Origin of the sequence: Paraburkholderia panacisoli (assembly GCF_008369935.1) — a bacterium.
GTDB classification, from domain to species: domain Bacteria; phylum Pseudomonadota; class Gammaproteobacteria; order Burkholderiales; family Burkholderiaceae; genus Paraburkholderia; species Paraburkholderia panacisoli.
The window spans coordinates 95,697-108,766 of sequence record NZ_VTUZ01000026.1 but is presented as its reverse complement, the minus strand read 5'-3'; the positions used below and the strand labels follow the sequence as shown (position 1 = coordinate 108,766).

The 13,070-nt window shown below is 67.2% G+C and carries 10 protein-coding genes; 5 read left to right on the top strand and 5 right to left on the bottom strand.

What is annotated here, in order from left to right; genetic code table 11:
- Position 1: 1 nt before the first annotated feature.
- From FVF58_RS31450 to FVF58_RS31430, 5 genes are all read left to right on the top strand, one after another.
- On the top strand, positions 2–490 hold the full coding sequence (locus FVF58_RS31450) for a hotdog family protein (protein WP_149673669.1): 489 nt from the start codon (positions 2–4) through the stop codon (positions 488–490).
- A complete protein-coding gene (locus FVF58_RS31445) occupies positions 487–1,212 on the top strand; it encodes a 3-ketoacyl-ACP reductase FabG2 (protein WP_149673668.1) in 726 nt (241 codons plus the stop codon). The genes FVF58_RS31450 and FVF58_RS31445 overlap by 4 nt, the downstream gene beginning before the upstream one ends.
- Complete coding sequence (locus tag FVF58_RS31440; protein ID WP_149673667.1) at positions 1,212–2,438, top strand: beta-ketoacyl-ACP synthase; 1,227 nt, start codon at positions 1,212–1,214, stop codon at positions 2,436–2,438. The genes FVF58_RS31445 and FVF58_RS31440 overlap by 1 nt, the downstream gene beginning before the upstream one ends.
- The gene (locus tag FVF58_RS31435) at positions 2,435–3,676 is read left to right on the top strand and encodes a beta-ketoacyl-[acyl-carrier-protein] synthase family protein (RefSeq protein WP_149673666.1); all 1,242 of its coding nucleotides are present in this window, start codon (positions 2,435–2,437) and stop codon (positions 3,674–3,676) included. Before FVF58_RS31440 ends, FVF58_RS31435 begins: the two co-directional genes overlap by 4 nt.
- 66 nt (positions 3,677–3,742) lie before the next feature.
- The gene (locus tag FVF58_RS31430) at positions 3,743–4,987 is read left to right on the top strand and encodes an NAD(P)/FAD-dependent oxidoreductase (RefSeq protein WP_149673665.1); all 1,245 of its coding nucleotides are present in this window, start codon (positions 3,743–3,745) and stop codon (positions 4,985–4,987) included.
- A 101-nt stretch (positions 4,988–5,088) separates the two neighbouring features.
- Here the strand turns inward: FVF58_RS31430 and guaD are convergent, their stop codons facing one another.
- The 5 genes from guaD to xdhA form a co-directional block, all read right to left on the bottom strand.
- Positions 5,089–6,462, bottom strand: coding sequence for a guanine deaminase (guaD, locus tag FVF58_RS31425; RefSeq protein ID WP_149673664.1), 1,374 nt, complete (start codon positions 6,460–6,462; stop codon positions 5,089–5,091).
- A gap of 104 nt (positions 6,463–6,566) precedes the next feature.
- Positions 6,567–7,619 (bottom strand): adenosine deaminase, encoded by a 1,053-nt coding sequence (locus FVF58_RS31420; RefSeq protein WP_149673663.1) that lies wholly within the window; start codon positions 7,617–7,619, stop codon positions 6,567–6,569.
- A 90-nt stretch (positions 7,620–7,709) separates the two neighbouring features.
- Positions 7,710–8,729 carry a xanthine dehydrogenase accessory protein XdhC gene (gene xdhC, locus FVF58_RS31415; RefSeq protein WP_149673662.1) on the bottom strand — a complete coding sequence of 340 codons (1,020 nt, stop codon included), beginning with the start codon at positions 8,727–8,729 and terminating at the stop codon, positions 7,710–7,712.
- A gap of 154 nt (positions 8,730–8,883) precedes the next feature.
- A complete protein-coding gene (gene xdhB, locus FVF58_RS31410) occupies positions 8,884–11,313 on the bottom strand; it encodes a xanthine dehydrogenase molybdopterin binding subunit (protein ID WP_149673661.1) in 2,430 nt (809 codons plus the stop codon).
- Positions 11,313–12,878: a xanthine dehydrogenase small subunit gene (gene xdhA / locus FVF58_RS31405; protein WP_149673660.1), complete on the bottom strand. Its 1,566-nt coding sequence runs from the start codon at positions 12,876–12,878 to the stop codon at positions 11,313–11,315. Before xdhA ends, xdhB begins: the two co-directional genes overlap by 1 nt.
- Positions 12,879–13,070: the final 192 nt, after the last annotated feature.

Sequence of the window (13,070 nt, the reverse complement as noted above, 5' to 3'; positions counted from 1 at the left end):
CATGACGACTCCGCCACCGGGCGACGAGCAACTCGTGCAGCAACCGATCGAAGCGATCATCCCGCATCGCGGCACCATGCTGCTGATCGACGGCGTAGACAGCTTCAGCGACACCACGCTGAACGCGCGCGCCACCGTCGACCCGCACGCGTGGTACGCCGGCGCCGACGGCGCGATGCCCGCGTGGATCGGCATCGAACTGATGGCGCAGGCGATCGCCGCGCACGTCGCGCTGCTGGCGATGCGCGGCGGCGGCCGCGCGCGGCCGGGCGTGCTGCTCGGCTCGCGCAGCTACCACGCGCTGCGGCCGGCGTTCGCCCGCGGCGCGCATCTGCTGATCCACGTGAGCGAGCTGCTGCGTGCCGAAGCGGGCCACGGCGCGTACGAATGCACGATCCACGAAGACGGCGTGTGTTGCGCCGAAGCCGTCATCAAGATTTTTCAACCGCCCGATTTTCAGTCATTCATCGAAGGGAGTGTCAGTTCATGAGCCGGCGTGTTCTCGTTACCGGCGCAAGCCGCGGCATTGGCCGCGCAATTGCGTACAAGTTGGCCGCCGATGGCTTCGCGGTCGGCGTGCATTGCCGCACGGGACGCAGCGAAGCCGACGCGGTTGCGACGGGCATCGCCGCGCAAGGCGGCACGGCGCGCGTGCTGCAATTCGACGTGCGCGAACGCGCCACATGCCGCGCCGTGCTCGAAGCGGATGTCGCCGCGCACGGTCCGTACTACGGCATCGTGTGCAGCGCGGGTGTGACGCGCGATGCCGCGTTTCCCGCGCTCACCGAAGAAGATTGGGACATCGTGATCGAGACGGGTCTCGACGCGTTCTACAACGTCGTCCATCCGCTCACCATGCCGATGGTGCGCGCCCGCAACGGCGGGCGCATCGTCACGATCGCATCGGTGTCGGGGGTGATGGGCAATCGCGGCCAGGTCAACTACAGCGCAGCGAAGGCCGGGCTGATCGGCGCGACCAAGGCGCTCGCGGTGGAGCTGGCGTCGCGCAACATCACCGTCAATTGCGTCGCGCCGGGTCTGATCGAAACCGGCATGCTCGAGCAGATGCCGCTCGAACAGGCATTGAAGACGGTGCCGATGAACCGCGTCGGTCAGCCAGCAGAAGTTGCGTCGGTGGTCAGCTTCCTGATGTCGGATGCGGCCTCGTATGTGACGCGCCAGGTGATCGGCGTGAACGGCGGGATGGTGTGATGAAGCGCGTCGTCATTACCGGCATGGGCGGCGTCACCGCATTCGGCGATAGCTGGGACGCGATCGAAGCGCGCCTGAAAAGCGGCGCAAATGCGGTGCGGCGCATGCCCGAGTGGGATTACTTCGAGTCGCTGCATACGCGGCTCGCGTGTCCGCTGCCGGACTTCAGCGTGCCCGCCCACTATCCGCGAAAGAAGACGCGCGCGATGGGGCCGGTGTCGATGTATGCGGTGCGCGCGAGCGAGCTGGCGCTCGCCGACGCGGGCCTCGCCGACGACCCGAGCATCGCCGATGGCCGCATGGGCGTCGCGTATGGCTCGTCGTCGGGCTCGGTGCAGCCGATCCGCGCGTTCGGCACGATGCTCGAAACCGGCTCGATGAACAACGTGACGTCGAACAGCTACGTGCAGATGATGCCGCACACCACGGCGGTCAACGTCAGCCTGTTCTGGGATCTGAAAGGGCGCATCATTCCGACCTCGTGCGCGTGCGCGTCGGGCAGCCAGGCGATCGGCTACGCGTTCGAGGCGATCCAGTCCGGCAAGCAGACGCTGATGCTGGCGGGCGGCGCGGAGGAACTGTCGGGCCCGGCGGTCGCGGTGTTCGACACGCTGTACGCGACCAGCACGCGCAACGATGCGCCGCATCTGACGCCGCGTCCTTTCGATGCCGCGCGCGACGGCCTCGTGGTCGGCGAAGGCGCGGCGACGCTGGTGCTCGAAGAATACGAGCACGCGGTGGCGCGCGGCGCGCGGATTCACGCGGAGATCGTCGGCTTCGGCTGCAACTCGGACGGCGCGCACATGACCCAGCCGACCGCCGACACCATGGCGCTCGCGATGCAGCTTGCGCTGCGCGACGCGCAACTGCCGGCGGACGCGATCGCGTACGTGAACGCGCACGGTACCGCGACGGATCGCGGCGACATCGCCGAAAGCCACGCGACCGCGCAGACCTTCGGCGCGCGCATGCCGATCAGTTCGCTCAAGAGCTACGTCGGCCATACGCTCGGCGCGTGCGGCGCGCTCGAAGCGTGGTGGACCATCGAGATGATGAAGCGCAACTGGTTCGCGCCGACGCTCAATCTCGACAACCTCGATCCGGCGTGTGCGACGCTCGACTACATCGTCGGCACGGGGCGCGAGATCGACGCCGAACATGTGATGAGCAACAACTTCGCGTTCGGCGGCATCAACACGTCGCTGATTTTCAGGCGCGTCCGATGAGCGTCGCGCTGCAACGCGTGGTCGTCACCGGCATGGGGATCGTGTCGTGCTTCGGCAATACGCTCGACGATGTGGCCGCCGCGTTGCGCGCGGGCCGCTCGCGCATCGAGCGGATCGACGCGTGGCGCGAGCGCGGGTTCGCGTCGCAGGTGGCGGGCGTCGCGTCGGTCGCGCAAGAGCCGCCGTTCGAGCGCAAACTCGAACGCTTCATGGGCGACACCGCGCGCTTCGCGTGCCATGCCGCCCGCCACGCGATCGACGATGCCGGGCTCGCGGCGGCCGTGATGCGCTCGCCGCGCGCGGGCGCGGTGATCGGCTCGGGCGTCGGCTCGCTGTCGAGTTACGACGCGGCGCTGGCGATCGCGCACGCGCGCGGCGTCGACAAGGTGCCGCCGTACACCGTGCCGCAGACGATGAGCAGCACCGCGTCGGCCAATGTCGCGCAGCTGTTCGGGCTCGAAGGGGTGAGCTATTCGCCGTCATCGGCGTGCACGACCTCGGCGCTCGCGATCGGCCAGGCGATGCAGTTGATCCAGACCGGCCGGCAGCAGATCGTGCTGGCCGGCGGCAGCGACGCGCTGCACGACAACACGACGCTGCTGTTCGACGCGATGGGCGCGCTGTCGCGCCACTTCAACGACGAGCCGCAGCATGCATCGCGTCCGTACGACACGCAGCGCGACGGTTTCGTGATCGCGTCGGGCGGCGGCGTGCTGGTGCTCGAAGCGCTCGATCACGCGGTGGCGCGCGGCGCGCGCATCTATGCGGAGCTCACCGGATTCGGCGCTTGCACGGACAGCGCCGGCATGGTCGCGCCGCGCGCGGCAGGCATTGCGCGGGCGATGCGCGGCGCGCTGGACGAAGCCGGCAAGCGCCCCGACTACGTCAACACGCACGCGCCGTCGACGCCGCTCGGCGATCTCGAGGAACTGCGCGCGTTGAATGAGGTATTCGGCGCAGTGGTCGGGCAGCCGGTGCCGGCGTTTTCGTCGACCAAAGGCATGACCGGGCATTCGCTTGGCGCGTGCGGCGCGCACGAGGCGATCTACACGCTGCTGATGATGCGCGACGGGTTCATCGCGGGCACGGCGGATACAGGGACACCGGAGCCGGAAGTGCGCGGCATGCCGCTCGTGCGCGCGACGCGCGCCGCGCGCATCGACACGGCGTTGTCGGTGTCATTCGGGTTCGGCGGCAGTTGCGCGAGCCTGATGTTCGAAGCATGGCAGGGCGCTTGAGATGGCCGCGCCGCGCAGGCAAACCCACGCATTTGCAAGCACGCATTTGCACGCACTGAGGTACACGTGAATCAACATTCGTCAAAGCGGACCACCGTCGACGTCGCGATCATCGGCGCCGGTCCGTCCGGCGCGGTCGCAGCCGCGCTGTTACGCAAAGCGGGCCGTTCGGTCCTCGTGCTGGAGCGTCAGCATTTTCCGCGCTTCTCGATCGGCGAGAGCCTGCTGCCGCAAAGCATGGCCTACCTCGAAGAGGCCGGCATGCTGCAAGCCGTGGTCGAAGCGGGCTTCCAGTACAAGAACGGCGCGCACTTCGTGTATCGCGACCAGTCGTCGTCGTTCGACTTCCGCGACAAGCATTCGCCCGGGTGGGGCACCACCTATCAGGTCGAGCGCGCGGTGTTCGACGACATCCTGATTCGCTGCGCCGCCGGGCAGGGCGCCGACGTGCGCTTCGGCCACACGGTGCGCGCGGTCCATACGGGTCTCATGCCGCTCGTCGACGTGGTCGACGAAGCCGACAACGCATACCAGATCGAAGCGCGCTTCCTGCTGGACGCGAGCGGTTTCGGGCGCGTGCTGCCACGTCTGCTGAATCTCGAATCGCCGACGCGCATGCCCACGCGCGCCGCGCTCTTCACGCACGTGCGCGACGGCATTCCGGTCGACGCGAGCGATCGCAACAAGATCTGCATCGCGACGCATCCCGAGCGCCGCGACGTGTGGTTCTGGATGATTCCGCTGGCGGGCGGGCGCTCGTCGGTGGGCTGTGTCGCCGAGGCCAGCTTTCTCGACGTGCCCGAAGCGGAGCGCGACGCGACGCTGCGCGCGCTGATCCAGCAGGAGTCGACGCTGAACCGGCTGATCGGCGGCGCGCCGTTCTTGATGCCGGTGCGTCATATCGGCGGGTACGCGGCGAACGTCGAGCGTCTGCATGGGCCCGGCTACGCGCTGCTCGGCAATGCGGGCGAATTTCTCGATCCGGTGTTCTCGTCCGGCGTGACGATCGCGCTGCGTTCCGCGCATCTCGCGGCGCACACGCTGAACCGGCAACTGGACGGCGCGGCGGTCGACTGGTCCGCGGACTACGACGTGCCGTTGCGCAAGGGCATCGACACGTTCCGCGCGTTCGTCGAGCGCTGGTACACCGGCGAGTTGCAGGACATCATCTATCATCCGGATCAGGCGCCGTCGATCCGGCGCATGATCACCGCGGTGCTAGCGGGATACGCGTGGGATGAATCGAATCCGTATGTCGCCGATCCGGTGCGACGGCTCACGGCGTTGCATGCGGTGTGTGTGCAGCGATGAGTGGCGCCACAAATTGATCTGGAATCCAGAGCAAATAAAAACGGCGCTTCGGGAACGAAGCGCCGTTTCTTATCCAGCCGCGTGAATCGATCCACGCACCATCAAGCCGCGATTCTCGCCGCCCCCTGCGCATGCTGCCGCGCGTCGTCACGACGATGCACCCGCTTGCCGGCCGCATACGTTTCATAAACCGCGCGATCATCGCCGAGCAGCGCGAACGCAAACAGCAACTCCTCCAGCGATTCCTTGCGTGCGGTGCGGCGCGCGAGCAGCGGCGTCGCCTGCGGATCGAGCACGACGAAGTCCGCTTCCGAGTTCGGCTTCAACGTGCCGACCTTGTCCGCGAGGTCGAGCGCTTCGGCCGCGCCCGCGGTCGCCAGATAGAACATCCGCGTGGCGCTCAGATGATGGCCGCCCAGACGCGCGACCTTGTGCGCCTCGTTCATCGTTTGCAGCATCGAGAACGAGGTGCCGCCGCCGACGTCGGTTGCCAGCGCGATCGGCATGCCCGCCGCGTCGGCCTTGTCGAAGTCGAACAGGCCGCTGCCGAGAAACAGGTTCGAGGTCGGGCAATGTGAGGCGACCGTGCCGGTTTGGGCCATGCGCTTGCGGTCCTCCTCGTCGAGGTAGATGCAATGACCGTACACCGCGCGGCGGCGCAGCAGGCCGTAGTGATCGTAGATGTCCAGATAGCTGCGGTGGCCGGGGAACAGATCGGCGACCCATTTCACTTCGTCGGTGTTTTCCGCGACGTGACTCTGGATGAACACATCCGGATGCTTGCGCGCCAGCACGCCGCACGCTTCGAGCTGCGCTTCGGTCGAAGTCGGTGCGAAACGCGGCGTGAGCGCGTACATCTGGCGCCTGCGATTGTGCCAGCGGCCGATCAGCTCGGCGCTGTCGTCGTAGCCCGATTGCGCAGTGTCGCGCAGGAACTCGGGGCAGTTGCGATCCATCAGCACCTTGCCCGCCACCATCCGCAGATTGCGCGCGTCGCTCTCGGTGAAGAGCGCGTCGGCGGATTCCTTGTGGACCGTGCAGTACACGAGCGCGGTGGTCGTGCCGCACGCGAGCAGTTCGTCGACGAAGAAGCTCGCGGTGTCACGCGCATACGCGGGGTCGGCGAAGCGGCGCTCGGTCGGGAACGTGTAGGTGTCGAGCCATGGCAGCAAACCCGGCGCCGGCGACGCGATCATGTCCGTTTGCGGGAAATGAATGTGCGTGTCGATGAAACCCGGCACGATCAGCTTGTCGCGCAGGTCCTCTACCTGGGTGCCCGGCGCGAGCCGCGACGCGAGCGCCGCATACGCGCCCGCCGCCGCCACATGACCGTCTTCGACGATCAGCAGACCGTCCTCGTGGAAGACCGCCGCATCGGGCGATTGCGCGGGGTCGCCGTTGAAGGTCAGCAGTTGCGCGCGAAATGCCGACTGCGCTGCTTTGGCCGGGCTGGCCGGGTTAGTCGATTGAGTCATGGAAAAACCGTCTCCGAATGTGAAAAGCCGAGCAGCGCGGACAGTGGTTTATCGCGGGCTCCCCAGAGAACCCGCGCCGCCGCCGGCTGCCTTATATCGGCCCGTCAGTGCGGGCCGCTTTGATGCCAGTGCGCGTCGAGTTTCGCGATCAGCGCGCTGCGTTCCTCGGGGGTCACGAACGACGCTTCGAAGCCGTTGCGGATGATGGTGTAGACCTCGGCATCGTCGAGCTTCAGCGCGTCGATGGTGGCGAAGTAGTTGGCGTTGACGTAGCCGCCGAAGTAGGCCGGGTCGTCGGAATTCACCGTCACCGCGACGCCGCGATCGAGCAGGTCCTTCAGCGTGTGTTTGGTGAGGTCGTCGAACACGCACAGCTTCAGGTTCGACAGCGGACACACAGTCAACGCGACGCGCGAGTCGGCCAGCCGCGTGACGAGCGCCGGGTCCTCGATGCTGCGCACGCCGTGATCGACGCGGTCCACCTTCAGCAGATCGAGCGCTTCGTAGATGTACGCGGGCGGACCTTCCTCGCCCGCATGCGCGACGAGCTTCAGACCGAGCGCGCGCGCCTTCGCGAACACGCGCTCGAACTTCGAAGGCGGATGGCCGCGCTCCGACGAATCCAGCCCGACCCCGATCAGCCGATGCTTGTACTGCTCGAACAGCGGCCGCGCTTCTTCGAAGGTGGCGAGCGCGTCCTCTTCCGACAGATGGCGCAGGAAGCACAGAATCAGCTTGCTCGACATGCCGCGCTCTTCCGCCTCGGCGAGCGCGCGTTCGATGCCGGCCACCACGGTCGCGATCGGCACGCCGCGTTCTGTATGCGTCTGCGGGTCGAAGAAGATTTCGCTGTGAACCACGTTGTCGGCAAGACAGCGTTCGACGTACGCCATCGTCATGTCGTAGAAGTCCTGCTCGTGCAGCAGCACGCTCGCGCCCGCGTAGTAGATGTCGAGGAACGATTGCAGATCGGTGAACGCATACGCCGCGCGCAACGCGTCGATCGAGTCATACGCGAGCTTCACGCCGTTGCGCTCGGCGAGCGCGAAGATCAGCTCGGGTTCGAGCGAGCCTTCGATATGGATATGCAGCTCGGCCTTCGGAGCCCGCGCGGTTTTATCGGTGAGCGTTGGGGTGGTAGCGGTCGTTGTAGTCATGGTCGGTTATGAGTTTGTTGGAGTCGGTTCGCGCCGGATCTGATCGACAGCGGATGCGCGGCGATGTGGCGATAGCCGCGACGCCGCGCTTCACACCGCCTGGGTCGTGTGATGATGCGCGCCCGCGTTCGCCTCGACGGCTTGCAGCACCTGCGCGGCCGCCGAGATCGCGATCACTTCCGGCGACTTGTCGACGATGCCGTCGACGCCGAGCGGGCACTTCATCCGCGCGATCCGCGACGGGTCGATGCCGCGCGCCGCCAGCCGGTGTTCGAACTGCTTGCGCTTGCTGTGCGAGCCGATCATGCCGAAGAACGCGAAGTCGCCGCGCCGCAGAATGCGCTCGGCCAACTCGAGATCACGCGCATGGTTGTGCGTCATCACGATGAAGTACGTGTGCGGCGCAGCCTCATCGATGGCTTCGTCGGGCGCGTCGTTCGGATCGAGCTTGACGTTCGGCGCGTGCAGCGATTCGACGGGCGGGAACTGCGCATCGCGCTCGTCGACCCAGCGGACCGTGCAGGGCAGCGTGGCCAGCACGCGCACCAGCGCGGCGCCCACGTGGCCGGCGCCGAACAGCACGACGGCGAAGTCGCCCGGCGCGATGGTTTCGGTGAGCAGCGCGCTGCTGTCGTCGAAACCGGCGCCGTCCCATAGCAAGCAGTCGGCGGCATCGACACCCGGCTCGGGGTCGGACAGCATCACCGCATCCGGTGCGGGGCCGAATGATACGCTACGCACCGTCGAAAGGCCGGCGGCCACGCGCTTTGCCAGCGACGTGATCCAGCCGAGGTCGCCGATGTCGAGCCGCTCGAACGCGAGAATCACCGCGCCGCCGCAGCATTGGCCGAGGCTCGGGCCGAGCGCGAAGCGCTCAAGCCTCCGCATGTGCGGCGAGCGCATGCCGTCGCGCAGCACCTGGCGCGCGGTCTCGATTGCTTTCCATTCGAGGTGGCCGCCGCCGATCGTATGCCTGGCCGAGTCGCGCGTGACGATCATCTTGGTGCCGGCTTCGCGGGGCGCCGAACCTTCGACGCGCGCGACCGTCACCAGCACGGCGGCGTCGCCGTGCGCGAGCAGTTGTTGCAGGTCAGGTAGCCAGGCTTGCATCCGGCGGTTCTCCAGAGGGGGCCGCGCGGGGTGTCCGTGCGGCCGGTTGCGTTTGTGCGCTTTTGAGTCTGCGTGCGGCCCGGCGCGTTCGTGTCGCGTCAGGCCGTGGAGTCATTTCGTTTCGATCATTCGCATCAGTTTATGGCGCCCGGTTTCAGGCCGTCGTGTCGGTGATGGCCGGCTCCGCGGCGGGGTCTGTTGCGCACCCGGCCTGCAACGCGTCCAGCGCATCGAGTATCGCTTCGGGCGTGGCCGGCGCCCGCAACGGCGGCGCATGTTGCGCGCCCGGCACCGCTGCCGCGATCGCGTCGCGAATCGCGAGGAACACCGAGAACGGCAGTAACAACGGCGGCTCGCCGACGGCCTTCGAGTGGAACACGGTCGGCTCCGCGTTCTGGTTCCGGTAGAGCTGCACGTTGAACGCGGCGGGCGTATCGCTCACCGCGGGAATCTTGTACGTGGACGGCGCGTGCGTCATCAGACGGCCATCGCGGTTCCACCAGAGCTCCTCGGTGGTGAGCCAGCCCATGCCCTGAATGAAGCCGCCTTCCACCTGGCCAATGTCGATCGCCGGATTGATCGACTGGCCGGCGTCGTGCAGCACGTCCGCGCGCATCAGCTTCCATTCGCCGGTCAGCGTGTCGATCACCACTTCCGACACCGCCGCGCCATACGCGAAGTAGTAGAACGGATGACCCGTCAGCGTTTTCGCATCCCAATGCACTTTCGGCGTCGTGTAGAAACCGTCCGACCACAACTGCACGCGCGCGAGATACGCCGCGCCGACCAGTTGCTCGAACGGCATCGCGCCGCCGTTCACCGACACCGCGCCGTGGGCGAATTGCACGTCTTGCGCGTTGCCGCCGAGCTGTTTGGCCGCGAGTTCCGCAAGCCGCGCGCGGATCGTCTGCGCGGCGGCCTCGGCGGCCTTGCCGTTCAGATCGCTGCCGGTCGAGGCCGCGGTCGCCGATGTATTCGCGACCTTGGACGTATCGGTTGCGGTGACGCGCACGCGCGACAGCGGCAAGCCGAACTGATTGGCGACGACCTGCGCGACCTTCGTGTTGAGCCCCTGGCCCATCTCGGTGCCGCCATGGTTGACGAGCACCGAGCCGTCCTTGTACACATGCACCAGCGCGCCGGCCTGGTTCAGAAACGGCACGTTGAACGAGATGCCGAACTTGACCGGCGAAAACGCGATTCCACGCTTGAGCACCGGGCTGTCCGCGTTGAAGGCCGCGAGCGCCGCGCGGCGCGCGCGATAGTCGCTGCTGTCGAGCAGCGCGTCGGTGAGCGGCGCGATGATGTTGTCCTCGACGCGCTGACCGTATGGCGTGGTATCGCGCTCGCCGATGCCGTAGTAGTTGGCGAGGCGCACGTCGAGCGGATCGCAGTTCAACTGACGCGCGATGCTGTCGAGCATCACTTCCATCACGAGCGCGCCTTGCGGACCACCGAAGCCGCGGAACGCGGTGTTCGATTGCGTGTTGGTCTTGCAGCACAGCGCGACGATATCGACATCGGACAGGTAGTACGCGTTGTCGAAGTGGCATACCGCGCGCGTCGCGACGGCGCCTGAAAGATCGGCCGAATAGCCCGCGCGTAAAGCGATTTCGACGCGCGCGCCGAGAATGCGGCCGTCGCCGTCGAAGCCGGCTTCATACTCGTAGACCGCGTCGTGGCGCTTGCCGGTGATCATGAAATCGTCGTCGCGGTCGGCGCGCAGCTTGACCGGACGGCGCAGCCGTTGCGCCGCCAGCGCCGCCACGCACGCGAACACCGCCGACTGCGATTCCTTGCCGCCGAAGCCGCCGCCCATGCGCCGGCATTCGCACACCACGTTGTGCGCGGGCCAGTCGAGCATGTGCGCGACCACCTGCTGCATTTCGCTTGGATGCTGCGTCGAGCTGTAGACGAGCATGCCGTCCATTTCCTTAGGAACCGCGTACGCGACCTGGCCTTCCAGGTAGAACTGCTCCTGGCCGCCCACGTCGAACGTTCCCGTGATCCGGTGCGGCGCGGCGGCGATTTTCGCGTCGGGATCGCCGCGTCTGAGATGCAGCGGCGGCAGCACGAACTGCCTGGCGGCCTTCGCTTCGGCCGGAGTGAGGATGGCTTCGAGCGGTTCGTAGCGGATCACGTCGTCGCTTTTCGCGAGCGCCGCAGCGCGGCGTGCCAGTTCGTGGTTCTCGGCAATCACCGCGAACACCGGCTGGCCGAGATACAGCACTTCGCCGTCGGCGAGAATCGGGTCGTCGTGCAGCACCGGGCCGCAATTGTTTTCGCCGGGAATGTCCTCGGCGCTCAGCACCGCGATCACGCCGGGCGCACGTCTGACCGCGTCCAGATCCATCGATACGATCCGCGCGTGCGCATGGCGCGACAGGCCGAGCGCCGCGTGCAGCGTGCCTTGCAGTTCGACGATGTCGTCCGTGTAGGTGGCCTCGCCGCTCACGTGCAGCGCGGCCGATTCATGCGGCAGCGACACGCCGATCGCCGCGTCGTGTTCGTGGTCATGCGCGGCGGCGGGCTTCGCGGCAAGCGTCCCGCCGGCGTGTTCGACGAAAGCATCAGTGCGGTTCATCACGGCGACTCCTTCGCAACGGTCGCGTCCGATGTGCCCGACAGTCCCGGCATACCGGCTGCGAATGCGAACACATTCACGTCGAGAAGGGCGAGCGGCGCGTCATTGCGCGTTTCGAGGTGGAAGCGCCACAGCAGGTTGCGCGCCACCTTCAGCCGATATGCGCTCGACGCGCGCATGTCGGTGAGCGGCTGGTAATCGGCGGCGAGTGCGTTCATGGCTTGCCGCGCGGTGCCTTCGTTCCATGGTGCGCCGTTCAGCACGGCTTCGGTCTGCGCGGCACGCTTGGGCGTGGCCGCCATGCCGCCGAACGCGATGCGGGCGTCCTGGATCGTGCCGTCGTCACCGAGATGCAGCGCGAACGCCGCGCATACCGCCGAGATGTCCTGATCGTAACGCTTCGACACCTTGTACGTGCGAAAGCGCAAATGGGCCGCCGGACGCGGCACGCGCAGCGCCGCGACGAATTCGCCGGCCGCGAGCGCGGTTTTCTGATAACCGACGTAGAACGCGTCGAGCGGCAGCGTGCGGGTTTTCGCGCCGTGGCGCAGCACGACTTCGGCGTCGAGCGCGAGCAGCGCCGGCATCGAATCGCCGATCGGCGAGCCGTTCGCGATATTGCCGCCGAGCGTGCCGGCGTTGCGGATCGGCAGCGACGCGAAGCGGGTCCAGAGTTCGGCGACCTCGGGATAGTCGGCGGCGAGCGCCGCGTACGCGTCTTCGAGCGTGACGGCCGCGCCGATCGTTAGCGTTTGCGCATCGCGCTCGATGGTCTTCAGTTCGGCGACGTTGCCGATGTACAGAATGTCGCCGAGATCGCGAAACTGCTTGGTGACCCACAGGCCGACGTCGGTGCTTCCGGCCAGCAGCCGCGCCTGCGGGTGGGCTGCGCGCAGTGCGGCGAATGCGTCGAGCGTGAGCGGCGCGCGGAAGGTGGATGAGCCGAACGCCGCGCCGCGCGTGTCGGGCGCGCCGTATTCGAAGGTGTCGTCGCGTTGCAGGCCGCGCAGCGTGTCCGCGACGGCCTGGCGGTCGAGCGTCACGCGCGGGTACTGCGAATAGTCGAACATCTTCTGCGACGCCTCGACGATCGGCCGGTAGCCGGTGCAGCGGCACAGGTTGCCGGACAGCGCGGCGTTGATTTCGTCGCGGGTGGGCAGGCCGGCGTCGGCCGGCTGGTTTTCGTACAGCGCCCACATCGACATCACGAAGCCGGGCGTGCAGAAGCCGCATTGCGAACCGTGGCAGTCGACCAGCGCCTGTTGCACGGGGTGCAGCGCGCCGTCGGCGGCGCGCAGGTCTTCGACGGTGAAGAGCGCCTTGCCGTCCAGCGTGGGCAGGAACTGGATGCATGCGTTGACCGCCTTCAGCGCGAGCGCGCCGCGCGCGTCCAGTTCGCCGACGACCACCGTGCAGGCGCCGCAGTCGCCTTCCGCGCAGCCTTCCTTGGTGCCGGTGCAATGGACATCCTCGCGCAGGTGCTGAAGCACGGTGCGCGTAGCCGGGACGCCCGCGACCTCGCGGATGGCCCCCTGGTGATAAAAGCGGATGGTTTGCGTTGTCATGGCGAATCCGAAAGACAGTGCGGACCGGGCGCGCGTTACGCAGGGGGTCGCCAAAGCCGGCCTCGCGCACGTAGATCGCCATCCAGTTCCGAAGATAGCATTACCGCGTGCCGAAAATATTTCCCGTATCGCATGAAGCATATGCGGCAACGGTCATGACCGCTTGTCACGTCAGTACGATTCGCGCGAAGC